The 203-nt window shown below is 56.7% G+C and carries 2 tRNA genes; both read right to left on the bottom strand.

The features are described 5' to 3' along the window. Positions 1-21: 21 nt before the first annotated feature. Positions 22-97: transfer RNA gene (locus KI356_RS27390), tRNA-Ala, on the bottom strand. A 9-nt stretch (positions 98-106) separates the two neighbouring features. Then, positions 107-180 (bottom strand) — tRNA-Pro (locus tag KI356_RS27385). Between the last annotated feature and the right edge of the window lie 23 nt (positions 181-203).

Here is a 203-nt window from a genome sequence, read left to right as displayed (position 1 = left end):
CAGTTTTCAAAGAACTTTTTTTGGTGGAGCCTAGCGGGATCGAACCGCTGACCTCCTGCGTGCAAGGCAGGCGCTCTCCCAGCTGAGCTAAGGCCCCAAACAAGTATCGGGAAGACAGGATTTGAACCTGCGACCCCCTGGTCCCAAACCAGGTGCTCTACCAAGCTGAGCCACTTCCCGAAAGAAAACGCGCCCGAGAGGAG

Origin of the sequence: Bacillus hominis (assembly GCF_018332515.1) — a bacterium.
In the GTDB taxonomy this organism is placed as follows: domain Bacteria; phylum Bacillota; class Bacilli; order Bacillales; family Bacillaceae_G; genus Bacillus_A; species Bacillus_A hominis.
Note: the sequence above shows the minus strand (reverse complement) of the source record. Positions and strands in the feature narration are given on the sequence as shown.